Raw genomic sequence first — 22,678 nt, 5'->3', positions numbered from 1 at the left:
GTCACTCGGACTGCTTCGTCGGTGTCCCGGTGAGCACACCCCGCAAGTCGTCCAGCGTATCGCCGACGTGGATGCCGTCGCCGTCGATACTGAACTGGCGGAGGGTGGCCTCGAAGTCGCCGAAGCGCTTCTTCAGGACGCCGATGGCCTTCTGTATCTCGCCGTCTACCTCGATGTAGCGGACGAAGACGACGTTGTCGGCCAGATACGAGAGTTGCGTGTCGGAGGCCTGAAACGGCCCGGTGACCGAACTGACCTCGTCGCTGAGGAGCACGGTCACGCCCTCGTTCCGCAGGTACCGACAGAGCGCGTTCAACTCCGCCTGCAGGCTCTCTGTCTCGTCCCGTAGTGCCATCCGGTAGCCGGCAGTCCCGTCGATGAGCACGAACTCGGTTCCGTTCGCCGCCACGTCCTCGCGGACGACGTTGGCGAACTCGTCGGCGGAGATGGTGAGCGGTTCGACCTCGGTGAGTCGGAACTGCCCGTCGGACGACAGTTCGTCGAGGCCGAGACCGATGGCTTCCGAGCGATGCCGGAGACTGTTCTCCGTCTCCTCCAGCAGGTACGCGTTCACCACCGCCCCCCGTTGGGCCGCCGCGCGGAGGAACGCCGTCCCGGTCGTCGACTTTCCGACGCCGCTGGGGCCGCTGACGAGAGTGATGCTCCCCCGTTCGATACCGCCCCCGAGGAGCGAGTCCAGCGACTCGATGCCCGAAGAGAGCGTCTCGTAGTCGGAGTCGTGCGAGGGGGTCCCGGGGACGACGCTGGGAAACACCGAGATGCCACCCTCGCCCTCGATTCGGAAACTGTGCGGACCGCCGCTGAAGTCGGACCCCCGGAACTTCTCGACTTCGAGTTCGCGCCCGTACTCCGACCGTCGGAGCGTGATAGACCCGTCGCTGAGGTACTGCAGGTCGTGGTCGGACTGGAGGGCAGTCGACTGGGTGGTGAACAGCGTCGTCACGCCCCGCTCTTTGAGGTACCGCATCATCGAGGCGGCCGTGCGCTTGAACTGGTACTCGTCGGGGGAAAGGTGGCGCAACAGCGTCAGGGGGTCGATGAACACGCGGTCCGGGTCGTGCGCGTCGATGGCCTCGGAGACCCGTGCCAGCATGGAGGTCCCCTCCACTTCCCGGGTTCGAAGACGCTGTACTGGTCCTCCTGCAGGAACGCCTCCGAGGAGGGACTCATGTCCTCGACCACGACGTCGTCGGTGTCGAATCCCAGCGAGGCCGCGTTGGCGGCGACGTCGTCGGCCCGCTCCTCGAACGCGAGGAACAGCGCGGTCTCACCGTTTTCGACGCCCTCTGTCAGGAAGTGGTACCCGAGGATAGTCTTGCCAGTCCCCGAATCACCGCGTATCGTGTAGGTTCGCTCGCTGATGAATCCTCCATCGAGAACCTCGTCGAGTCCGGGTATCCCGCTCGACACTCGCTCGTTCTCGAAACCGGTCATAGGTGTGTTAACGTGTCTGGACGCAAAAACGTATCCGCTAACGTACTAGACGGCGACCAGTCTCGGACGAGTCAGTTAGCACCTAGTCACACTGGAGACGAGCGGAACCACCGAACCACAGTCGCTTTGGGTGTAGCGTCCCGAGTCACGGGCAATGAGCACAGCGACGGCAGACGTCTCGAAGCGGAAGGCGTGGCTGATGGCCGCCCGCCCGCAGACGCTCCCCGCGGGGGCCGCCCCCGTCGTCGTCGGGGCCGGCTTGGCCGTCCACGCGGGCGTGTTCGCGCCGCTCCCGGCGGTGGCGGCCCTCGTCGGCGCCCTCCTCATACAGGTGGGGACGAACTTCGCGAACGACTACTACGACGCGGTGAAGGGGGCCGACACAGACGACCGAGAGGGGTTCACCCGGGTCACGGCCGGGGGACTCATCGAACCCGACGCGGTCAAGCGGGCGATGGTACTGACGTACGCGCTGGCCGTCGTCGTGGGCGTCTACCTCGTGGCCGTCGGGGGCCTCCCCATCGTCGTCGTGGGCCTCTCGGGTATCGCCGCTGGCATCCTCTACACCGGCGGCCCCTTCCCGTACGGCTACCGCGGACTGGGCGACCTGTTCGTCTTCGTCTACTTCGGCCTCGCGGCCGTCACCGGAACGTACTACGTGCAAGCGGTCGCGACGATGCCCGGCGTCGGCACGTTCCCGATGACACTGCCGACGGGCAGTGTCACGCTGGCCGCCGTCGTCGCTAGCCTCCCCGCCGCGGGCCTCTCGACGGCCATCCTCGTCGTCAACAACGTCCGTGACAGGGAGACAGACATGGCCGCCGGGAAGAAGACGCTGGCCGTCTACATGGGCTACCGGTGGAGTCGAGCCGAGTTCCTCGCCCTCGTCGGCATGGCGTACGTCGTCCCGCTCGTCTTCGCCGCGGACCCGGCGTACGGTCTACCGGCGCTGGCACCCCTGCTCTCGCTCCCGCTGGCGGCCAGAACCACGGAGACGGTGCTGACGAACACCGACGGGGCCGCACTCAACCCGGCGCTGGAGCGGATAGGGCAGACGCTGTTCCTCCACTCCCTCCTGTTCGCCGCCGGCCTCGCCATCCCGCAGGTGCTATGAGGACGGCACCGTTCTCGCTCACGCTTCGAGAGCCCCTGACGACGGCCAGCGGAACGATACGCGAGCGCGAGGGGGTCGTCGTCCGGTACGACCACCGCGGAGAGACGGGCGTGGGAGAGGCGACGCCGCTCCCGGGGTGGACCGAGTCGCTGGACGCGTGCCGGGCGGCCCTCGACGAGGCGGCCGGGGCCGAACCGGACGGCGGCCACACCGCGGCGATGCGCGCCCTCGACGCCGCCGATGCCCCCGCCGCCCGACACGGCTTCGCTACGGCGCTTCTCGACGCCGACGCACGGGCCGACGGCGTACCGCTGTACCGCTGGTTCGACGGCGGCCGACGGTGTGACACGGTCCCGGTCAACGCCACAGTGGGCGACGGGACCCCGGCGGAGACCGCCGAGGCCGTAGCCGACGCCATAGACGACGGGTTCGACTGCTGTAAGCTGAAGGTCGGTGCCCGCTCGGTGTCCGAGGACGTGACGCGGGTCGAGGCCGTCAGAGAGCGAGTCGGAGAGAGCGTTACGCTCCGGGCCGACGCCAACGGGGCGTGGACCGGCGACGAGGCCGAGACGGCGTTCGAAGCGTTCGCCGAACTGGGCGTCGAGTACGTCGAACAGCCACTCCCAGCCGACGATATAGCGGGGCACACGGCGCTCCGTGGCGGCCCGGTCGGCGTCGCACTCGACGAGTCGCTGGTCGAACGGCGTGCCGACGCACTCTTCGAGGCCGACGCCGCCGACGTGCTGATACTCAAACCGATGGTCCTCGGCGGGCCGGGAACCGCGTACACGCTGGCGATGCGGGCCCGCGAGCGGGGTATCGAACCCGTCGTCACGACGACCATCGACGGGGTCCTCGGGCGACTGGCCGCGCTCCACGTCGCCGCCGCGATTCCGAAGGTCGGTGCGTGCGGACTGGCGACCGGCGACCGATTGGAGAGGGACCTCGGACCGGACCCCTCGACGGTCTCCGGCGGGCGTGCGACCGTTCCGCAGTCGCCCGGCCTCGGCGTCGACCCGGCGGAGGTGGGTCCAGATGCGTGACCCGGTAGCGTGGCCGACTCGGGACCTCCTGACTCACAGAGTGCGGACGACGCCGGAACGGACGGCGCTGATAGACGCCGAATCGGGCGAGACGTCGACCTACCGGGACCTCGACCGGCGGGCCGGAGACGTGGCCGCGACGCTCGCCGGGCGACTCGACACGCCCGGTGCCACCGTCGCGACGCTGGTGGACACTCGCCCAGCGGTCGCTCGCCTCCTGTTCGGGGGGATGCGCGTCGGCGCGACCATCGCACCGCTCAACGTCGACCTCGACGCCGACAGCCTCTCGACCCAGTTAGCCGCGCTGGACGCCGAGGCGGTCGTCTGCGAACGCGGAACCGAACGGCTGGCGACGCGCGTCGCGGACTGCCCGGTCGTCTCGGTGGACGACCCGACGACGGCGGACGTGGCCGGCATCGAGGCAGATTCCTCGGGGGTCGAACCGGTCGAACTCGACCGGGACGCGACCCAACTCGTCCTGTTCACCTCCGGGACGACGAGCGACCCGAAGGGGGTCCGCCTGACCGTCGGCAACCTCGTGGCGAGCGCCACGGCCTCGGCGTTCAGACTGGGGGTCGACCCGGCGGACCGCTGGCTGGTCTGTCTGCCGACCTACCACATGGGCGGGCTAGCGCCGTTCGTCCGTGCCACTCTCTACGGGTCCGCGGTGGTGGTCCAGCGGTCGTTCGGCCCGGCGGCGACGGCCCGCGTGCTCTCGGAACACGACGCGACGGCCGTCTCCCTCGTCCCGACGATGCTCGGACGACTGCTCGACTCGGGATGGTCGCCGGACCCCGAACTCCGGTTCGTCCTGCTGGGCGGCGGTCCCGCCAGCCCCGAACTGGTGGACCGCTGTCGCGACAGCGAGGTGCCCGTCTGTCCGACCTACGGGATGACCGAGGCGGCCTCACAGATTGCGACCGCCCGTCCGGAGACTGCGTTCGCCCACCGCGAGACGGTCGGGCAACCCCTCGTCTGTACCGACGTGACCGTCGTGGCCGACGGCGACCCGGTCGGGCCGGGCGAACCCGGCGAACTCGTCGTCGACGGTCCCACCGTGACGCCGGGCTACCTCGACGAGGACCGAACTGCGGCGGCGTTCGGCCCCTACGGGTTCCACACGGGCGACCGGGGGTACCGCGACGAGGACGGGCGACTGTGGGTCGTCGGCCGGGTGGACGACCGAATCGTCACCGGCGGGGAGAACGTCGAGGCGAGCGTCGTCGCCGCCGCCATCCGCGAGTGCCCCGGCGTGAGTGACGCCGCCGTCGTCGGCCTCCCCGACGCGGAGTGGGGCGAACGCGTGGCCGCGCTGGTGGTCGGGGACGTGGACCCGGAGACGGTCCGGGAACACTGCCGAGCGGAACTGGCCGCCTACGAGGTGCCGAAGACGGTCCGGGTCGCACCCGCGCTTCCTCGAACTGCGTCGGGGACCGTCGACCGCGACGCCGTGCGCGAGCGGTTACGGGAGTGACTGTCGACGGTCGCCGCCCAAGCCGTTTTCTCCCCCTATCGCCTACTCACTCCCGTGTGTACAATCGTCCTCGCGTGGCAGGTGTTCGACGGAACGCCCGTCGCGTTCGCCGCGAACCGTGACGAGCGAGTCGACCGCCCGTCGGAACCGCCTGCCGTCCGACACTGGGGGTCCCGCGTCGTCGCACCGGCCGACGCAGAAGCGGACGGGACGTGGGAAGGCTACAACGAACACGGACTGCTCGCGGCCGTCACCAACCGCTGGGTGGACGCCGACCTCGCCGGCGAGCGGTCGCGCGGCCTCCTCGTCCGGGACTGCCTGAGCCACGAGACGGCCGAAGACGCCGCCCGCGCCGTCGAACGAGCCACCCGTGAGGCCGAGTACGCGGGGTTCAACCTCCTCTTGGCCGACGAGAACGCCGCCGTGCTGCTGGAGTGGGACGGCCAACTCGCGGTCCGGAACCTCGAACCTGGCGTCCACGTCGTCGTCAACGTCGGCGCCGACGGCGACTACCGGATTCCTAGTCACCGCCCAGACGTGGGCGAACAGCAGGCCGTGAACGCCGACCGACTCCGCGAGGCCATGCAGGTCGAACCCGGCGAGGGCGCCGACGCGTGGCTCGACCGCGCGGGCGAAACCATCGCCGACCACGACTACGGCGTCTGCGTCCACGGCGACGGCTTCGGCACCCGGTCGTCATCGCTCGTCGCCCTCAGCGAGGGCCAGCGCTACGACTTCGCCGACGGGCCCCCCTGCACCACCGACTACCACCCGGTCGAAGGTCAGATTTAAGCGCCCGACCGTCGGTTGTACATGATACATGAGTACGGCAACGTCGGAGGCGGACCTCTCCGAGGACGAGCGAGCCGGGTTGGAGCTCATCCGCGAGTCCGGCGGCATCCACCAGAGCGACTTTTGGAAGGAGTTAGACGTCTCCTCCCGGAAAGGCAGTCGTATCGTCGAGTCCCTCTTCGAGAAGGGATTCATCCAGCGCGAGGAGACGGTGTACGAGGGACACAACACGTACCACCTCACGCCCGCGGCCCGCGACCTCGACTTCTCGCTGTTGATGGCCGGCGACCAGCTATCCCCGTTCATCGGTGACGAGGAGGTCGACCCGCACGACGACGCGTTCTCGCAGTGGGTCATGAACCTCGCCTACCAGAGCTGAACGGTCGACCACTTCTCGCGGATTCGACGTCCCGTAGCGGTCGCTACCTACCGGCAGGGGAGAGAAAGGGCCGCGTCAGTTCAGTCTTCCAGCGCGTCGGCGATGCGGTCCAGCGAACGGCGCACGTCGTGGACCTCGTCGCGGAGTTTCCGAATCTCGCGGGTCAGTTCCTCGTTGTCGCCCCCGCTCTCCTCTTCGCGGGCGTGTCCGGGCGGGCCGCCACCCATGCCACCGGGGCCGCCGGGGCCGCCGCCCATCATGCCGCCCATCATCTGTGCGAAGGGGTTGCCGCCGCCGCCCATGCCGCCGGGGCCGCCGCCACCGCCCATCATCTCCTCCATGCGCTCCTCGCGGCTCATCTCGCCCTCTTCGCCCTCCTCGCGCTCCTCGGCGCGCTTCTGGCGAATCTCCTCGACTCGCTCGCGGAAGGACTTCTCCTCGTCGCCGTTCTCGCTCGACTCGGCCGCGTCGTCCGTGTTCTCGGGTTCGTCGTCTGCCATGCCTCGCCGTTCGCTCGGGCCGCTGAAAAGGGTTGTCGTGTCAGGTCAACCGGCGCACGAGCGCCGAGAGGCCGACGCCGCAGGCCAGCAGGACGACGAGGTTGAATCCCGCCATGAACAGCGGTCGGTACCGGTGGGTGACGAACGTGTCGACGGCCGCCGACACCGCAAAGTAGAACCGGACGGTGGCGACCAGCGCGACGAGGATGAGGACGGCCAACGCCGCCCACTCGACGTACTCGACGGCGGAGCGGCCGCCGCCGGCGTCTGTCGACGGCGGGGAGTCGTCGGGCGGACGGGGCGGAGCGTCGGAGTCGTCCTGTCGCTCGTCTGGCGGTGCAGTCGATTCGGTGGTGGGTTCCTCGGTCATGCGTGTCTCCGTACGAGTCCGAGCGTCGCGAGGACGAACGCAATCATCGCGGCGAGTGCGGTGAAGCCGGGACCACTCCCGCCGGCAGTCGTCGCCTCCGCTCGTTCGGTCATCGCTTCCGGTGCCTCCGTCGCTTCCTCGAAGTCGCCGGAGTCGAACCCGACGTCGCGACGCGTCTCGTTCTCGGTTAGCGTCTCCTGTGGGTCGAGGTTCGCGGGTGCGCTCTCCGTGGCGACGATGACGCCGTCGGACTGGAGGATGCCGTCGAGCCAGTAGTTGTAGCCGTCGGGGGCGGTCAGCGTGGTGCTGACGGTCTGCGTGCGGCCGGGGCGGATTTGTCCCACTTCGAGCGCCGACTCGTCGGCGACGACGTTCGACTCCGCCTGCCGGGCGCGCATCCGCAGCGAGAGGCCGCCCGCCGGGTCGTCGCCGCTGTTGGTCAGATAGGCAGTCACGTTCAGCGTCGTCTCGTTGTTCTCGACGTCGACGATTCGGTACGAGATGGCCCGGAGCGGCGTGTTCGCGTTCTCGAACCGGTGGAAGGAGACCGTCGAACGGGCGTACGCGGGGGTGAGCGCGTCGACGTTGCGGACCGTCCGTCGCTGGACGGACACGCGCCGGCCGTCCTCGTACACCGTCGTCTCGATGCGGTAGTCGCCGTCGCGTTCGACGGTGAGGTTCCGGGTGAAGGTGACGTCTCTGTCGCCGCTGACGTCTCCGAGCGACTGTCGCTCTGTCGTCGCTACCAGTCCGGTGTCGGCGTCGATGGCACGCGTCACGGCGGTGACGTTCTCGGCCGTCCCGCCCCGGTGTTCGAGGCTGGACGTGAGCGAGAGCGTCACTGTCTCGCCGGAGACGTCGTGGGCGTCGACGTAGGACTCTCGGAGGTCGAGATGACTCCGACGCACGTCTTCGGTCGGTTCCGAGAGGACGCCGGGGACCGCCATCGCACTGGCGACCATCGTCAGCGTGAGGAGGGCGATGGCCCCAGCGAGGAGTACTTCGCGTCGCACGAGTGTGAACGCGACACCGTTCGGTAAGTGTTTTGTGTGTGAACAGAACCGCGCGGAGAGAACCTACACGAACGCGCCGAGACTCGACTGCAGGTCGCGGTCGGTGCCGCCCTCGGTGAGTTCCCAACCCACGAGGGCACGCAAGTCGACGGCGTACGTGCTCCCGTTGTTGTCGAGGACGGCGACGCGCCCCTTCGTCCCGCGGACCGTCCCCGTGGCCAGCGTCTCCGCCATCGGCCGCTCCGAGAGGTCGAGGCCGTACTCGAAGTCGTAGGTCGCCACCGCCTCGTACTCGTCTACGAGTGTCGACCAGAACTCCTCGTCGACGGACTCGTGGAGGCCCGCTATCTTCGTCGGGACCCGGACCCGGTCGCCGACGTCGGCGGCTATGTCGGCCTCTATCTGGCGGGCGATGCGGCCGTCGGCGACGGTCCGGAGGTACGCCGCCCTGTCGGCACCCTGCTCTCGCAACCGGGTTTCGAGGCGCCACGACCGGGTGACGCCGACTTTGACAGTATCGGGTGCGAAGGCCGCCAGATAGACGGCGTGTTCCTCGTCGCAGGCCTCGATGGGTTTGTTACAGTCGCCGGTACACCGGGCACAGGGCCATCTGCTGGTGTGTTCGGGACAGTAGGGCGCGTCCGCTGCGTCGCACGCGTAGTGGGTCTCGCCGTCCACGGCCCCGGCGCAGTACCGCTCCCCCAGCGCGTAGGTGAGTTCGGTCCCCGGGTCCAGTCGCTCGACGGTGACGCTCCCCTCGTCCGCGAGGAGGAGTGCGGCGTGGTCTTCGACGCGCGAGCGGTACCCGACGACCTGCACGGCCAGGGGTTAGCGAGCGACCGGCAAAGGGCTACCGGGACGACGTTTTTGACGCTCGAGAGACAACTCTCCGATATGGCGGACCTCGAACTCACCAGTCCGGCGTTCGACGACGGCGAACGGATTCCCGAGAAACACGGCTACGCGGCGGCCAACGTCAGTCCGCCGCTGGAGATACACAACGTGCCCGACGACGCCGAATCGCTCGTCCTCGTCGTGGACGACCCGGACGCGGAGAAACCGGCCGGGAAGGTGTGGGACCACTGGGTGGTCTGGAACGTCCCACCGGACGTGCGCGAGATTCCCGCGGGGACGACGCCCGACGGCGCGAGCGAGGGGCAGAACGACTTCGGCGAAACCGGGTGGGGCGGGCCGAACCCGCCGGACCGCGAACACACCTACCGGTTCCTGCTGTACGCACTCGACACGACGCTCGACCTCTCGCCCGGCGCGAAAAAGGACGACGTCTACGACGCCGCCAGCGGCCACATGGTCGGCAAAGCGGAACTGACCGGGACCTACCCCGCGAACTAGAGTTCGTCGATGAGTTCGCGGGCGGACTGCCGAACCGCGTCGTCGCTCGACTGGTCGGGTTCCCAACCGAGCGCCGCGAGTTTGTCGATGGAGAGGCGCATCCGCGGGACGTCGCCGGTCCACCCCCGGTCGCCACCGGTGTACTCGTACTCGGGGTCGATACCCATCTCGTCGGCGACGATGTCGGCGATGCGGTCGACGGAGGTGGTCGTCCGCGTGCCGAGGTTGAACACGTTGTGGTCGGCGTCGGCGTGCGAGACGGCGTACTCCATGGCCTCGACGCACTCCTCGACGTGCATGTAGGACTTCTGCTGGCGGCCGTCCCCGAGGATGGTCAGCGATTCGGGGTCCTCGCGCAACTTCTCGACGAAGTCGGGGATGACCGCCCCGCGCAGGCGCGGACCGACGATGTTGGCGAAGCGGAACACCCACGACTGGAGGTCGTGGCTGTGCGCGTACGTCGAAATCAGGGATTCCTCGGCGAGTTTCGTCGCCCCGTAGACGCTGATGGGTTCCAGCGGCGCGTAGTCCTCCGGCGTGGGCCGAGGTGCCTCGCCGTATACGGTCGACGACGACGTAAACACGAGGTTCTCGACGCCCACCTCGTCCATCCGTTCGAGGACGTTGTAGGTCATGTCGCTGTTGTCGGTGAACTGCCGTCGCGGTGCGTCGGTGTCGACGAGTTTCGACGCGGCGAGGTGGACCACGGCGTCGGTGTCTGCGGTGACGGCCTCGGCGACGACGTCGGGGTCGGTCAGGTCGCCGTCGACGAGGGACGCCTCGTCGTGCACCCATTCGAGTCGACCGTTCGACCCGTCGTCCACGACCACCACGTCGTTGTCGGCGACCAGTCGTTCGACGAGGTGGGACCCGATGAAACCTGCACCGCCCGTGACGACGATGCGCTGCCCTTCGAGGTTCATACCGTCCGTCCGCGCGCGGCGTCAAATAGCGTTCCGGTACCGCGATGAACGGCGTTTTATAGCTCCCGGGGCGAGTAGTGGGTATGACACGACTCAGTCGTCGCGACTTCGTCGCCGGAGGCGTCGCGCTCGCCGGTGCGACCGCTGGCTGTCTCTCCGGCGGGTCCGACGGAGGCGGGTCCGACGGCGGTTCGGTCCCGACGGCGAGCGGCCAACCCCTCTCGGCCCCCGTCGCGGGCGACCCGGAGGCCGACGTGACGGTGGCCGTCTACGAGGACTACGCCTGCCCGCACTGCAAGACGTACTCCACGACCGTCTACCCGAAGGTGGCCGAGAACTACCTCTCGAACGAGTCGATTCGCTACGAGTTCCACGACTTCCCGATTCCCGTAGACGAGACGGTCTCGTGGCAGGCCGCGAGCGCCGCCCGGAAGGTGCAGGACGCGGCGGGCGACGCGGCGTTCTTCACCTACTCGAAGCGCCTGTTCGAGAACCAGGGGAGTCTCGGCCCCGACGTGTACGCCGAACTCACGAACGACATCGACGTCGACGGCGAAGCGGTCCGAACGGCCGCGACCGGCCGGACCTACGACCCGACCGTGCAGGCAGACCGCGACGAGGCGGTCGAGATGGGGCTTCGCGGCACCCCGACCGTCCTCGTGAACGGCGAGACGGTCGACTGGCAGGAGGTCGCCTTCCCGCCGGTCAGAGACGCCATCGAGTCGGCGCTGAACGGATGAGAGGCGACCACGACGTGACGGTCCTGCGCCTCGGCCACCGGCCGGGGCGGGACGAACGTATGACCACCCACGTCGGCCTCACCGCCCGTGCGCTGGGTGCCGACTGCGTTCTGTTGTCCGGGTCCGCCCGCGACCGAACGGACACCATCGTCGACATCACCGAGCGCTTCGGCGGCCCCTTCGAGGTGGCGGTTACACAGGAACCGAAGCGGCTCATCCGCGACTTCGAGGGCACCGTGGTCCACCTCACGATGTACGGCGAACCGGTGCAGGACGTCGAGTCCGATATCCGGGACGCCCACGCCGAGGGACCGCTCCTCGTCGTCGTCGGCGCCGAGAAGGTCCCCTTCGAGGTGTACGAGAACGCGGACTACAACGTCGGCGTGACGAACCAGCCACACTCCGAAGTGGCCTCGCTCGCTGTGTTCTTAGACCGGTTGTTCGAGGGGCGCGAACTCGAACGCGAGTGGGAGGACCCGGACCGCGTCGTCGTCCCGAAGGAGACTGGCAAGCGCGTGGTCGACCCCGAGGACGCAGACGGAGACGAGGCATAGGCATGTGACCTCTGGCGAGTAAGCCGGAGGTGAGCAAACGCCGTGTGTTTGCGAGCCCCGGGGCGCGAGCGACAGCGAGCGACCCGATGGTTTTAACCACGTGACCGCCCGAGACACGGATAATGGCTTTTGAGGACCTCCTGGAGGACCCGGTTATACAGAAGTACCTCCACGAGCTAGTCGGACCGAAAGGGATGCCGGTCGCCGCCGCGCCGCCGGACGGCGAAGTGACCGACGAGGAACTGGCCGAGGAACTCGGACTCGAACTCAACGACGTGCGCCGCGCGCTGTTCATCCTCTACGAGAACGACCTCGCCTCGTACCGCCGCCTCCGCGACGAGGACTCGGGGTGGCTCACCTACCTCTGGACCTTCGAGTACGAGAAGATACCCGAACAGCTAGAGGAGGAACTGTACCGCCTGCTCGACGGTCTCGAAGAGCGCCGTGAGTACGAGCGCAACAACGAGTTCTACCTCTGTGAACACTGCGGCATCCGCTTCGAGTTCGGCGAGGCGATGGAGTTCGGCTTCGAGTGTCCCGAGTGTGGCAATCAGGTCGAGGCGATGGAGAACACCCGTCTCGTCACTGCCATGGAAGACCGCATCGAGGAACTGCGCGACGAACTGAACGTCGAGACGGAAGCCGAGGCCTGATGGTCGTCCTCGGAACCAAAGTGTACGTCACGGGCGACGCCCGTGACCGCGCACTCGATAGTTTGCGGTCGCTGGTCGGCAACGAACTCGGCGAACTCGACGTGGAGTTCGACGTGGGCCACAGAGAGGACGACTTCCCGACGGTCACCGTCGACGGTCCCGACGCAACCGTGGCCCGGAACCTCCTGCGCGAGGAGTTCGGCGAGATGGTCCCGACCCACGAGGACGGCGAGACGTACGTCGGGACGCTGGACTCGTGGGACGACGAGGGGTTCGTCCTCGACGTCGGGTTCGGCCAGTCAGTCCGCATCCCGGCGTCGAACCTGGACCTCGGGCAGGGGTCGCCCGTCCAGATTCGCAAGCGGTTCGGCATCGTTCAGCACATGCCGCTCCGGTTCGTCGCCGGCGACGAGCCACGACTCGCCGACGAGGAGGTGGACCGCCTCTACGACTGGTCCCGCGGCAACGGCCGAGTCAACGCCAACAGCGTCACGCGGTCGAACGCCCGCGCGACGGTCAACCGCGCCGGCCACGCACAGGACATCGTGACCGTCGAGCGCATCGGCCTCCTCGAACAGAGCATCGTCTGCAACCCCGACACCGACGCGCCCGGCCTGCTGTCCGACATCGGCCGGTTCATGCAGTCGGAACTCCTCGCCGTCGTCCCCTGAGCTATGCACCGCCGCCACCTCGCTCTCGTCGGTATCGTCGCGCTGGTCGCGCTCTCCGGCTGTAGCGGTATCTTCGGGCCGCAGGAGGCCGACCCGGCCCGTCTCAACCAGAACGCGAGCTACGACTGGGACGACGAGGCGGACGTCTCCATCGTCCTCGACCGCTCCTCGTACCGCGCCGTCTACCCAGTCGAGGGCAACGACACCCTCGAAGTGTACGACCGTGACGGCCTCGGCCGGGAGCGGACCGTCCCGATTCGCGCGCTCCGGTTCCGCTACGAGAACGGCACCGTCATCAGCGCCGCGAACTCGTCGCTGACGGCCACGCAGGGGGGGAGCAAGACCACCATCGAGTTGCCCGGGAACGTCACCGGGCAGGTCGCATACAGCGCTCCCCGGAACGGGAAGTCCTACGCCACGCCGACCCACGTGGACGGGGCCACCTACGCCGTGACGATGCCGCCGGGTGCCCGCGTCGGCATCCCCCTCCTCTCGCAGGTGAGTCCGGGCGGGTACGGGACCAGCGTCGACGACCGGACCAACCGGATGACCGTCCGGTGGTCCGAACCCGTCGACGCTCGACAGGTCAGCGTCCGCTACTACCTCGAACGCGACCTGCTCCTGTTCGGCGGCCTCGCCGTCGTCGCCGTCCTCGTCGGGGGCGGTGGGTCGCTGTACTACTACCGCCAGTTGCAGGCGGTAAAGCGCAAGCGCAAGGAGGCGGGCATCGACCTCGAAGAGGAACGGGACGACGACGACCCGCGGGACCGCGGTCCGCCGCCGGGAATGCGGTAGCCGGCGACCCACAGTATTTGTATCGCCCCGCCCTACCCGGGCGTATGCGCGTCGCGGTGGTCACGGTCGGAGACGAACTGCTCGCCGGAGAGACGGTCAACACGAACGCCGCGTGGCTCGGCCGCCAACTGGCCGACCGCGGGGTGACGGTCGAACGAACGACCGCCGTCCCGGACCGGACCGCCGACATCGCTCGCGTCGTCAACGAGTACCACGCCGACTACGACGCCGTCGTCGTCACCGGCGGCCTCGGCCCCACGCACGACGACGTGACCATAGACGGCGTCGCCGCCGCCTTCGGCCGCGACGTCGTGGAGGACGAGGAGGCCCTCGCGTGGCTCGAAGAACACGGCGGCTACACCCGTGAGGACCTCACCGACGGGACCGCCCACGTCCCCGAGGGGAGCCGCGTTCTCCCCAATCACGAGGGGGTTGCTCCCGGATGTGTCGTCGAGAGTTGTTACGTCCTGCCGGGCGTGCCCGGCGAGATGAAGCGGATGTTCGAGGAAATCGCGTCCGAGTTCAGCGGTCAGCAACGCTACGTCCGGACCGTCGACGCCGCCGAACCGGAGAGCGCGTTACTCGACCGACTGGAGGAAGTACAGGACCGGTTCGCCGTCAAAGTCGGGAGCTATCCCGGCGAGAACGTGACAGTGCGGTTCGAGGCCACCGACGAGTCGGCCGTCGAGGACGCGGCGGCGTGGCTCACAGAGCGCGTCGAATCGCCGGAGGAAGGCTGAGTCAGCGGTAGAGGTACTGGAGCCACAGTGCCGTCAGGAGAAGTCCGCCGAGCGTGATGACCGCGCCGGCGGCGCTGATGGCACCGGTCTGGACGTTCGCCTGCAGTAGTGGAAGCATACCCGGGTGTTCCGTGGCGGGTGGCTTGAAAGACACGTTCCCGGGTGCCTTTTGCCGGCGCGTGCCCAACGAGTCGCCATGCGACGAATCGGTGTGGTGGTCAATCCAATCGCCGGCATGGGTGGCCGCGTGGGGCTGAAGGGAACCGACGGGAAGGTCGACGAGGCGCGGGAGCGCGGCGCGGAGCCACGGGCACCGGACCGTGCACGCGAGGCGCTTCAGTCGCTCTCCTCGGCCGTTCGCGACGTCGAACTCGTCACCTACGGCGACCCGATGGGGGCGTCGCTGGCCCGCGAGGCGGGGTTCGACCCCGTGGTCGTCGGCGACCCGGCGGACCCCGAGGAGACCACCGGTGAAGACACGAGAGCGGCCGTCCGAGCGTTCGTAGCCCACGGCGTCGACGTCGTGGCGTTCGTCGGCGGCGACGGGACGGCCGTCGACGTGGCGGAGACGCTGGACGAACTGGACGACGACACGCCGATGCTCGGCGTCCCGGCCGGCGTGAAGGTGTACTCCTCCGTGTTCGGTGTCTCCCCGCGGGCCGCCGGGCGCATCCTCGCCACGTTCTCCGAGACGGAACCCGCGGAGGTCAACGACATCGACGAGGACGCCTTCAGGGGCGGGGAAGTGGTCACGGAACTGCGCGCGGTGGCGACGGTGCCCGTGGCCGACCAGCGCCAGTCGGCCAAGCAGTTGGGCGGTGGAACCGTCGAGACGCTCGCCGAGGGCGTCGCCGAGAGCGTCCGACCGGGCGTCACGTACGTCCTCGGGCCGGGCAGTACGGTCGGCGCAATCAAGGAGCGCCTGGGGTTCGAGGGAACGACCCTCGGCGTCGACGTCTGGCGGGACGGGGAACTCCTCGTCGCCGACGCCGCCGAGTCGGACATCCTCAACGCCCTCGGCGAGGAGAACGTCATCGTCGTCTCGCCGATAGGCGGGCAGGGGTTCGTCTTCGGACGCGGCAACCAGCAACTCTCCCCGGCGGTCATCCGACAGTGCGACGTGGAGGTGGTGGCCTCCCGCCGCAAACTCGACGACATCGGAACGCTCCGCGTGGACACCGGCGACCCGGAACTGGACGCCGAGCTAGCGGGGTGGACGAAGGTCCGCGTCGGCCGGTACGAACGCCGCCTCGTCGAAGTCGTGACCTGACCGGGCGTGGACCGAACGTCGGCTGTCCTACGTGATTGTATATGAGGGTCGGCATTAATTGGCGTATAGTGAAGATTAAGGTCGACCGCGTCTAACAAAGGTCATATGGAAACGCGGAAAGTCCAGCGCCTCGGCCCGTCCACGCTCGCGATGACGTTGCCGGCGGAGTGGGCCAGCGCACACGACGTCGAGAAGGGCGACGAGGTGTCGCTTCGGATGGGTGGTAAAGGGACGCTGACTGTCATGCCCGAGTCCGTCCAGACGGAGGAGTCGGAGGCGATAATCCACGCGGAGAACCTCAACGCCGACGCCGTCGAACGGGCCATCGTCGCCCAGTACGTCCTCGGCCGGCGCATCATCCACGTCGAGGCACCGGAGGGCCAGACCCTCGATTCCGCGCACATCAACGCCGTCTACAACGCCGAGACGCAGTTGATGGGACTGGGCGTCATCGAGGAGACGCCACAGCGCATCACGATTCGCTGTTCGGTCGACCCCGAGGACTTCACGCTCGACAACCTGCTCGAACGCCTCGAGTCCACCGGGTCCACCATGCGCAACGAGGCGGTCAAGGCGCTGGCACACGGCAACCCGGACCTCGCTCAGCGGGCGCTGAACCGAGAACGGCAGGCGAACAAGATTTTCGTCCTGTTGCTCCGCCTCATCTTCACGTCTTATCAGAACCCGAACCTCGCCAGAGCGGTCGGCCTCGAGGACGGGTTCCCCCTCATCGGCTACCGCTCCATTGCGAAGAACCTCGAACTGACCGCCGACAACGCCGAGGACATCGCCGAAATCGCGCTGGAAGCGCCCGACCACGCCCTCGACGTCGATAGCTCGACGATGCGTCGCATCCGAGACTTCACCGACGAAGTCAACGAGATTACCGCGATGGCGGTCCAGGCCGCAGTCGACCGGAACTACGACACCGCCATCGCCGTTCGGGAGGCGTACTCGGACATCGGCGACAAGGAACACGACATCCTCAACGACCTGCCGGAGATGGACAACCAGAAACTGCTGCAGGTCCGCGAAGTCCTCGTCAGCCTCCAACAGACCGCCGAGTACGCCGTCAGGAACGCCGAGATAGCGACCAACCTCGCGCTGGACGAGGAGTCCGAACACACGACCATCCAGTAACCCCGCCGCTCTGTCCTCCGCTTCGCGGATGCGCGCCCGACCATTAAACCCGCCGCGGACCAAGCCGACACGTTATGGACGTCACCAATCCCGCGACGGGAGCGCACGTCGAGACGTACCCGGAACACACGGAGGCCGAAGCGGAGGCGGCACTCGACGACGCGACTTCCGCCTTCGACTCGTGGCGGGACCGCCCCTTGCGGGAGCGAACCGCGCTGTTGGCCGACGCGGCCGAGGTGCTTCGGGACCGGAAACGCGAGTACGCAGAGACGATGACCACGGAGATGGGCAAACCCATCTCGCAAGCTGAGAGCGAGGTGGAGAAGTGCGCGTGGGTCTGTGACCACTACGCCGAACACGCCGCCGCGTACTTGAGCGACGAGGCCCACCCGAGTCCGGCGGGGTCGACCGTCAAGACCGTCTACGAACCGCTCGGACCGGTGCTCGCGGTCATGCCGTGGAACTTCCCGTTCTGGCAGGTGTTCCGGTTCGCCGCGCCGTACCTCACCGCCGGCAACGTCGGCCTCCTGAAACACGCCTCGAACGTCCCGGGATGTTCGGAGGCCATCGAGGAGGTGTTCCGGGAGGCTGGCTACCCCGAGGGCGTGTTTCAGTCGCTGCTCATCCCCTCGGACGAGGTGGCCGACGTCCTCGAAGACGACCGGGTGACGGCGGCGACGCTGACCGGGAGCGGTCCGGCGGGCCGCGCGGTCGCCTCCACGGCCGGCGAGAACGTCAAGAAGACCGTGCTGGAACTGGGCGGGAGCGACCCGTTCGTCGTTCTCGACGACGCCGACCTCGACGACGCCGTCGAGACCGGTGCGTGGGCGCGCGTCCAGAACAGCGGTCAGTCCTGTGTCGCCGCGAAACGGTTCGTGGTGCACACGGCAGTCTACGACGAGTTCGTCGACCGCTTCGTCGACCAGATAGAGTCGTACACCGTCGGCGACCCGACCGACGAGGAGACTGACGTCGGTCCGCAGGCCCGCGAGAGTCTCGTGTCCGACCTCCACGAGCAAGTTCGGGACAGCGTCGACGCCGGTGCGGAACTGCTCACCGGGGGCGAGCGACTGGACCGCGAGGGCGCGTACTATCCGCCGACGGTCCTCGTCGACGTGCCCGAAGGCTGTCCCGCCGACAGCGAAGAGGTGTTCGGTCCCGTCGCCGCGGTGTACGAAGTCGAGGACGAGGACGCCGCCGTCGAGAAAGCCAACGACACGGCGTTCGGCTTGGGCGCGAGCGTCTGGACCGAGGACAGGGACCGCGGCGAACGCGTCGCCCGTCGTATCGACGCCGGGTGCGTCTACGTCAACCAACTCGTGAAGTCCGACCCGCGCGTGCCCTTCGGGGGCGTCAAGGAGTCCGGCTACGGGCGCGAACTCTCCGGCACAGGCATCCGCGAGTTCGTCAATCGGAAGACGGTCTGGGTGGAGTGACGAACACACCGAGGACGCGACTGTTCAGCGACCGAGGCCGAGGATACCGTCGTCAGTCTCCGTCTCGGTGGCAGTGCCGCTCTCGGTCGTCGTCGCTGTATCTGTCTGCGTCGGCGTGGCCGTCTCCGTGTCGGTAGCCTCCGGCGTGGCTGTTTCGGTGCCGTCGTCGCCACCCAGTAGACCGTCGTCCGTCGCCGTCTCCGTCTCGGCCGGCGTCCGCGTTCCGGTCTCCGACTCACCGTCCGACTCGGCATCGGTCCCGCCCTCGGCGCTCACGTTCCCGCCGGTCGGGTACTGGGCCTTGTTGCCGAAGATGTCCGTCTCGATGGTCTTCTCGTAGTCGATGGCGTCTACGTCGATGCGGAACTGTTCGCCGCCGCCTTCGAGGACGAGGTAGAAGTCGACGTAGAGGTCGGTCACCTGATTGCGTTCGAGGTGGGTGACCCACCAGCGGTCGAGGTTCTCGTTCTGGATGGCGGTGTCGGCCCCGACGGTCTCCGTCTGGCCGGGTCCGATGGTGTATCCCCTCTCGGTCTCACCCTCCCCGACGGTGACGTCGTTCATCGAGACGGTGTACCCGATTTTCGAGACGGTGTAGGGGTACGACTTGGGGTTGTAGACCGTGAAGGCGAGGTCCATGGGCGTCTCGGACTCGGTGAGGTTCGCCCGGTCCCACGACCCGCGCGTCTCGTTGACGTACAGCACCGGGTCCGAGACGAGCGGTCGGTTGGCCTCTACCGGGCGCGTCTCCGTGGAGTTGAACTGCGAGACGATGTCCGTCTCGATGGTCTCGTCCTGCGTCAGCGAGATAGACCGCCCACCCGCCAGCGAAGACGAGACGTCCGCGTCGATGGTCACCGTCGTTCGCTCGCCGTTCTCGATGTGGGTGTGCCACCACGGCGGAATCTGGCCGTTGCGCATCTCGGTCGAGAAGGGGATGGTGGAGTTGCCCGTGCCGAGGGAGAGGCCGCTCTTCTGGCCGCCGGCAATCGGCACGCCGTTCATCGCGACGGTGTATTCGACCGTCGTTCCGCCGAGTTGGACCCCGACGGGGTTGGGGTTGGCCACGGTGAGGTTCGTGTGAACGGTGGTCGTCTCCTCGGCGACGCCCGCGAAGTGGTTGTCGACCGCTTCGACGGTGGGTGCGCCGACGACGCCGAGGGCGAACGCGCCCCCGCCCGCCACCGCGAGTACGAGGACGACGACGCCGATTAGTTTCAGCCGACCGAGTCCAAACATTACGCGCTCATCTCTCGTGGGTCACAATATGTCCTGTGGCTTACGACGGCCCCGAATGAACTAAGTGCGCAACACGGAAACGACACGCTATGGCGACGCAATCGCAATCTGACATGGGTATCGGCCTCGGACTCCTGTTCGGGGTCGTCGCCGTCGGCGCCGCGGTGCTGATGGCCGTCAACAGCTACAACTACGCGATTCGACACGCACAGGAACTCGACACGGCTGGCCTCCTGTTGAACAGCGGTATCGGCTTCGCCGTCGCGATGGTCGCGGCCAGCCTCGCGCTGGTGGCGATTCACGTTTACGACGCCTGACGAGGGGGTCCGTGGCGATTGGTGAAAGGAACGATTAAAAACGTTCGGCACGTAGTTCTCGTATGGTCGATTTCAGCGAGGAGGACAGACGCATTCTGGAGTACCTCCGGGAGAGCGTCTCGCGGGGTGAGAGTTACTTCCGCGCCAAGAACATCGCCTCACAGCTCGGCCTCTCGTCCAAGCAAGTGGGGGCCCGTCTGCCGCGTCTGGCCGAAGAGGCCGACGAGGTAGACATCGAGAAGTGGGGCCGGGCCCGCTCGACGACGTGGCGAGTGACCACCAGCTAGTCGGTGGATTCATTCCGGCGGGAACCTGAGGGTATCGTATGACTGTCCGGGTCGAGCGGTCGATGACTGTGTCGGCACCCCCCGAGCGCGTCTGGGCGTTCATCGCTGACCCGGACCAGCGGGCACGCCCGATTAGCGTGGTCGAAGACTGGGACGTCGAGAGCGACACCGAAGCGACGTGGTTCATCGCGTTACCGATTCCCATCATCGACCGGACCATCCGAATCGAGACCAAAGACGTCGAGCGACGCGAACCGGAGTACGTGCGCTTCGTCGGCCGGTCGAAAGTGATGAAGGTACAGGGCGAACACGAACTCGAACCGACCGAGGAGGGCGGGACCAAACTGACGAACCGGTTCGTCGTCGACGGCAAACTCCCCGGCGTCGAGCGGTTCTTCAAGCGGAACCTCGACGGGGAGATGGAGAACCTCGAAACGGCCCTCCGGGACTACCTCGAAGTCGAAGTATGAGAGTTGCACTCGCACAGATTGCGGTCGAGAGCGCGGACGTGACCGGGAACGTCGGCCGCGCCGTGGACGCCGTCGACCGAGCGGCGGCCGCGGGCGCGGACCTCGTCGTCTTGCCGGAACTGTTCAACGTCGGGTACTTCGCGTTCGATAGCTACGCCCGACAAGCCGAAGGACTCGACGGCGACTCACTTTCGACCGTCCGCGAGGCGGCGGTAGATAACGGCGTCGCCGTCCTCGCCGGGAGCGTCGTCGAGGACCTCGCGGCGAGTGCGGCCGCTGGCGTCGACGTGCCCGCCGACGACGGACTCGCCAACACGGCCGTCTTCTTCGACCGGGACGGAGAGCGTCGCGCGGTCTATCGGAAGCACCACCTCTTCGGCTACGGGTCGGCCGAGTCCGACCTGCTGGAACCGGGCCAACACCTCCCGACCGTCGATTTCGGCGGCCACACCGTGGGCATCACCACCTGTTACGACCTCCGGTTCCCGGAACTGTACCGGCGACTGGTCGAGGACGGCGTGACGCTGACGCTCGTCCCGAGCGCGTGGCCGTACCCGCGAGTGGAGCACTGGAAACTGTTCCCGCGGACCCGCGCCGTCGAGAACCTGATGTACGTCGCCGCGGCCAACGGCGTCGGGACGTTCGAGGACGCGGAACTCCTCGGCCGGTCGACCGTGTACGACCCGTGGGGGACGACCCTCGCGAGTAGCGACGACGACCCGGCCGTCGTGACGGCGACTGTCGACCCCGACCACGTCGAGGCCGTACGCGAGGAGTTTCCCGCCCTCGAAGACCGTCGACCAGAGTTCCGATAAGTTCAGTCGCTCTTTCACACAAAACGTCGTTTGAGCGTCCGACGACACTATACTCCCGGGCCGCCGATACGTATCCGTCATGTCGTCTAAAAAACTCGTCGTCGCGCTGGCGGTGACGCTCCTCCTCGCAGGGTGTACCGGGATGGGAGGCAACCCCGTCAGTGGCGACGGCGCCGAGATGTCTGGTGGCGGCGGTGACGCCGGTTCGGCGGCCACCGCTAGCGGAGCACAGGAACAGCGTGCCGACACGAGCGGTGGAGGCGCTGAAAGCGTGCAGGTCGACGCCGCGGCACAGCAACGCGCGATAATCAAGACCGGGCGGATGACCGTCGAGGTGGAGAACTTCTCGCAGAGTCGCGCGGCCATCGCCTCGCAGGTCCGACAGTACGGCGGGTACGTGAGCGAATCGAACCAGCACCTCCACCGCTCGGGCAACGAAACCTGGACCTCCGGATACGTCGTCGTCAGGGTGCCGAGCGAACGGTACCGGGCGATGCAGGAGGACGTCGCCGCGGAGGGGACGCTCCTGAACGAAGAGACCAACACGAACGACGTGACTGACCAGTTGGTCGACATCGAGGCCCGCCTGGAGAACCTCCGACAGCGTCGCGACCGCCTGCGGACGTTCTACGACCGAGCCAACGATACGGAAGAACTCCTCCGCATCGAGGAACAACTCTCGGAGGTCCAAGGGCAGATAGAGCAACTGGAGGCCAAACAGCGCTCGCTCCGAGAGCGGGTGGCGTACTCGACGATTCGCGTCGAACTCCGCGAGCCGGAACCCGGCATCAGCCAGATACGGACCCAGTACCACGAGCAGTCGCTCACGGCCGTCTTCCTGCGCTCCGTCGAGGACATCTACGTCTTCGGCCGGGCCTCGCTGGTGACGCTGGCAGCGGTGGCCCCGTGGCTCGGTGTGCTGGCAATTCCGGTACTGGGAATCCGCCGTGCGCTCCGCGGCCGGCAGTTGCCGCTCGTCGGCGGAGGGAACGCCGACGGTGGCGGTGGAGACACGGACGGTGGCGACCCACCGTCCACGGACCAGACTGCGACTGACGAACAGGACGCGACGGCGGACGAAGACGACGAGCGCTAGCCGCCCGACACCGGGCCTTTTTTACCTGAGCACCCGAAA

Annotated in this window: 26 protein-coding genes and 1 pseudogene; 20 read left to right on the top strand and 7 right to left on the bottom strand. The window is 67.7% G+C overall.

Going from position 1 to position 22,678, the window contains the following annotated elements:
• Position 1: 1 nt before the first annotated feature.
• Positions 2–1,455, bottom strand: a pseudogene (locus tag Hhyl6_RS18180) (ATPase domain-containing protein).
• A gap of 154 nt (positions 1,456–1,609) precedes the next feature.
• Between Hhyl6_RS18180 and Hhyl6_RS18175 the strand changes: the two are divergent.
• The 5 genes from Hhyl6_RS18175 to Hhyl6_RS18155 are packed head-to-tail and all read left to right on the top strand — an operon-like array spanning position 1,610 to position 6,257.
• Entirely contained in the window at positions 1,610–2,569 is a 960-nt protein-coding gene (locus Hhyl6_RS18175; protein ID WP_483740658.1) for a 1,4-dihydroxy-2-naphthoate polyprenyltransferase, read from the top strand.
• Positions 2,566–3,612, top strand: coding sequence for a mandelate racemase/muconate lactonizing enzyme family protein (locus Hhyl6_RS18170; protein ID WP_483740657.1), 1,047 nt, complete (start codon positions 2,566–2,568; stop codon positions 3,610–3,612). The genes Hhyl6_RS18175 and Hhyl6_RS18170 overlap by 4 nt, the downstream gene beginning before the upstream one ends.
• On the top strand, positions 3,605–5,086 hold the full coding sequence (locus Hhyl6_RS18165; RefSeq protein ID WP_483740656.1) for a class I adenylate-forming enzyme family protein: 1,482 nt from the start codon (positions 3,605–3,607) through the stop codon (positions 5,084–5,086). The genes Hhyl6_RS18170 and Hhyl6_RS18165 overlap by 8 nt, the downstream gene beginning before the upstream one ends.
• Before the next feature lie 54 nt (positions 5,087–5,140).
• Positions 5,141–5,878 (top strand): NRDE family protein, encoded by a 738-nt coding sequence (locus Hhyl6_RS18160; protein ID WP_483740655.1) that lies wholly within the window; start codon positions 5,141–5,143, stop codon positions 5,876–5,878.
• Positions 5,879–5,906: 28 nt separating this feature from the next.
• Complete coding sequence (locus Hhyl6_RS18155; protein ID WP_483740654.1) at positions 5,907–6,257, top strand: helix-turn-helix transcriptional regulator; 351 nt, start codon at positions 5,907–5,909, stop codon at positions 6,255–6,257.
• 80 nt (positions 6,258–6,337) lie between these two features.
• Here Hhyl6_RS18155 and Hhyl6_RS18150 read toward each other — a convergent pair whose 3' ends face one another.
• The 4 genes from Hhyl6_RS18150 to Hhyl6_RS18135 form a co-directional block, all read right to left on the bottom strand.
• Positions 6,338–6,757 carry a hypothetical protein gene (locus tag Hhyl6_RS18150; protein ID WP_483740653.1) on the bottom strand — a complete coding sequence of 140 codons (420 nt, stop codon included), beginning with the start codon at positions 6,755–6,757 and terminating at the stop codon, positions 6,338–6,340.
• A gap of 40 nt (positions 6,758–6,797) precedes the next feature.
• Positions 6,798–7,127: a DUF8060 family membrane protein gene (locus Hhyl6_RS18145; RefSeq protein ID WP_483740652.1), complete on the bottom strand. Its 330-nt coding sequence runs from the start codon at positions 7,125–7,127 to the stop codon at positions 6,798–6,800.
• Positions 7,124–8,140, bottom strand: a complete 1,017-nt coding sequence (locus tag Hhyl6_RS18140) for a DUF7490 domain-containing protein (RefSeq protein ID WP_483740651.1) — start codon at positions 8,138–8,140, stop codon at positions 7,124–7,126. Before Hhyl6_RS18140 ends, Hhyl6_RS18145 begins: the two co-directional genes overlap by 4 nt.
• Before the next feature lie 63 nt (positions 8,141–8,203).
• Complete coding sequence (locus tag Hhyl6_RS18135) at positions 8,204–8,959, bottom strand: DUF2797 domain-containing protein (protein WP_483740650.1); 756 nt, start codon at positions 8,957–8,959, stop codon at positions 8,204–8,206.
• Between the two features lie 75 nt (positions 8,960–9,034).
• Here Hhyl6_RS18135 and Hhyl6_RS18130 point away from each other — a divergent pair, with 75 nt between their 5' ends.
• The gene (locus tag Hhyl6_RS18130) at positions 9,035–9,493 is read left to right on the top strand and encodes a YbhB/YbcL family Raf kinase inhibitor-like protein (protein ID WP_483740649.1); all 459 of its coding nucleotides are present in this window, start codon (positions 9,035–9,037) and stop codon (positions 9,491–9,493) included.
• On the opposite strand, the gene Hhyl6_RS18125 is transcribed toward Hhyl6_RS18130, so the two are convergent.
• Positions 9,490–10,416 carry an NAD-dependent epimerase/dehydratase family protein gene (locus tag Hhyl6_RS18125; protein WP_483740648.1) on the bottom strand — a complete coding sequence of 309 codons (927 nt, stop codon included), beginning with the start codon at positions 10,414–10,416 and terminating at the stop codon, positions 9,490–9,492. The two genes, Hhyl6_RS18130 and Hhyl6_RS18125, sit on opposite strands and share 4 nt — an antisense overlap.
• Positions 10,417–10,499: 83 nt before the next feature.
• Between Hhyl6_RS18125 and Hhyl6_RS18120 the strand changes: the two genes are divergently transcribed.
• The 9 genes from Hhyl6_RS18120 (at position 10,500) to Hhyl6_RS18080 (ending at position 18,415) form a co-directional block, all read left to right on the top strand.
• Positions 10,500–11,156, top strand: coding sequence for a DsbA family protein (locus Hhyl6_RS18120; RefSeq protein ID WP_483740647.1), 657 nt, complete (start codon positions 10,500–10,502; stop codon positions 11,154–11,156).
• Positions 11,153–11,710 carry a tRNA (cytidine(56)-2'-O)-methyltransferase gene (locus Hhyl6_RS18115; RefSeq protein WP_483740646.1) on the top strand — a complete coding sequence of 186 codons (558 nt, stop codon included), beginning with the start codon at positions 11,153–11,155 and terminating at the stop codon, positions 11,708–11,710. Before Hhyl6_RS18120 ends, Hhyl6_RS18115 begins: the two co-directional genes overlap by 4 nt.
• 122 nt (positions 11,711–11,832) lie before the next feature.
• Positions 11,833–12,363 (top strand): transcription factor E, encoded by a 531-nt coding sequence (gene tfe, locus Hhyl6_RS18110; protein ID WP_483740645.1) that lies wholly within the window; start codon positions 11,833–11,835, stop codon positions 12,361–12,363.
• Positions 12,363–13,034, top strand: coding sequence for a DUF2110 family protein (locus Hhyl6_RS18105; RefSeq protein WP_483740644.1), 672 nt, complete (start codon positions 12,363–12,365; stop codon positions 13,032–13,034). Before tfe ends, Hhyl6_RS18105 begins: the two co-directional genes overlap by 1 nt.
• A 3-nt stretch (positions 13,035–13,037) precedes the next feature.
• A complete protein-coding gene (locus Hhyl6_RS18100; RefSeq protein ID WP_483740643.1) occupies positions 13,038–13,829 on the top strand; it encodes a DUF5803 family protein in 792 nt (263 codons plus the stop codon).
• A 44-nt stretch (positions 13,830–13,873) separates the two neighbouring features.
• A complete protein-coding gene (locus tag Hhyl6_RS18095) occupies positions 13,874–14,569 on the top strand; it encodes a competence/damage-inducible protein A (protein WP_483740642.1) in 696 nt (231 codons plus the stop codon).
• Positions 14,570–14,765: 196 nt separating this feature from the next.
• Positions 14,766–15,839, top strand: coding sequence for an ATP-NAD kinase family protein (locus Hhyl6_RS18090; RefSeq protein WP_483740641.1), 1,074 nt, complete (start codon positions 14,766–14,768; stop codon positions 15,837–15,839).
• Positions 15,840–15,944: 105 nt separating this feature from the next.
• On the top strand, positions 15,945–16,979 hold the full coding sequence (locus Hhyl6_RS18085; RefSeq protein WP_483740640.1) for a PhoU domain-containing protein: 1,035 nt from the start codon (positions 15,945–15,947) through the stop codon (positions 16,977–16,979).
• A 74-nt stretch (positions 16,980–17,053) separates the two neighbouring features.
• Positions 17,054–18,415 (top strand): NAD-dependent succinate-semialdehyde dehydrogenase, encoded by a 1,362-nt coding sequence (locus Hhyl6_RS18080; protein ID WP_483740639.1) that lies wholly within the window; start codon positions 17,054–17,056, stop codon positions 18,413–18,415.
• A 24-nt stretch (positions 18,416–18,439) separates the two neighbouring features.
• Here the strand turns inward: Hhyl6_RS18080 and Hhyl6_RS18075 are convergent, their stop codons facing one another.
• On the bottom strand, positions 18,440–19,654 hold the full coding sequence (locus tag Hhyl6_RS18075) for an LEA/WHy family protein (RefSeq protein ID WP_483740638.1): 1,215 nt from the start codon (positions 19,652–19,654) through the stop codon (positions 18,440–18,442).
• A gap of 89 nt (positions 19,655–19,743) precedes the next feature.
• Here Hhyl6_RS18075 and Hhyl6_RS18070 point away from each other — a divergent pair, with 89 nt between their 5' ends.
• The 5 genes from Hhyl6_RS18070 (at position 19,744) to Hhyl6_RS18050 (ending at position 22,639) form a co-directional block, all read left to right on the top strand.
• Positions 19,744–19,971 carry a DUF7525 family protein gene (locus Hhyl6_RS18070; RefSeq protein ID WP_483740637.1) on the top strand — a complete coding sequence of 76 codons (228 nt, stop codon included), beginning with the start codon at positions 19,744–19,746 and terminating at the stop codon, positions 19,969–19,971.
• A 62-nt stretch (positions 19,972–20,033) separates the two neighbouring features.
• The gene (locus tag Hhyl6_RS18065; RefSeq protein WP_166970245.1) at positions 20,034–20,258 is read left to right on the top strand and encodes a DUF7123 family protein; all 225 of its coding nucleotides are present in this window, start codon (positions 20,034–20,036) and stop codon (positions 20,256–20,258) included.
• 38 nt (positions 20,259–20,296) lie between these two features.
• A complete protein-coding gene (locus Hhyl6_RS18060; protein WP_483740636.1) occupies positions 20,297–20,728 on the top strand; it encodes an SRPBCC family protein in 432 nt (143 codons plus the stop codon).
• Positions 20,725–21,543 carry a nitrilase-related carbon-nitrogen hydrolase gene (locus Hhyl6_RS18055; protein ID WP_483740635.1) on the top strand — a complete coding sequence of 273 codons (819 nt, stop codon included), beginning with the start codon at positions 20,725–20,727 and terminating at the stop codon, positions 21,541–21,543. The genes Hhyl6_RS18060 and Hhyl6_RS18055 overlap by 4 nt, the downstream gene beginning before the upstream one ends.
• Positions 21,544–21,622: 79 nt before the next feature.
• Positions 21,623–22,639: a DUF4349 domain-containing protein gene (locus Hhyl6_RS18050; RefSeq protein WP_483740634.1), complete on the top strand. Its 1,017-nt coding sequence runs from the start codon at positions 21,623–21,625 to the stop codon at positions 22,637–22,639.
• Positions 22,640–22,678: the final 39 nt, after the last annotated feature.

The organism is Haloarcula sp. H-hyl6 (genome assembly GCF_056934455.1).
Note: the sequence above shows the minus strand (reverse complement) of the source record. Positions and strands in the feature narration are given on the sequence as shown.